Raw genomic sequence first — 436 nt, forward strand, 5'->3', positions numbered from 1 at the left:
GCAAAGGTAATAGGCGAAATACATGCACCACCTGTTATAGATGGCCGTATTAAACACGAAGATAAGTTGAAAGAGAAAATGGAAAAAGTAATTAACGATAGTGTTAAAATTTCCGTTTCAACTGATTTTATACATCTTGAATCTTATAAAGAAGCAAAGCCTATGCCTGGTGATATAACTGTATTGAAAGACTCAGTTAATAATATCAATGATGAAGTGAGAATTGTTGAAATTACGACTAAACGTGATGTAAACAATAATATTATTAATCAAGATGTAATACTTGGTGATTTTACATTAACAGAAAGAAATAAGAAAATGGCAAGAAAAGCTGCTAAATATGTAGCAAATTTAGATGTTTCATCTACTGAAACACCAGGTAAAAAAGAACGTTTAAGAAATAATGATATAAATAGATCAATTAAAGCTATCAACT

1 protein-coding gene is annotated in these 436 nt (G+C 29.1%); it reads left to right on the forward strand.

Going from position 1 to position 436, the window contains the following annotated elements; genetic code table 11:
• On the forward strand, window positions 1–436 hold a 436-nt coding region (locus ACF91D_RS32025; protein ID WP_392438744.1), incomplete at both ends, for a phage tail protein.

It is taken from the genome of Staphylococcus sp. 231237_7MaSpsaltlick (assembly GCF_043107035.1).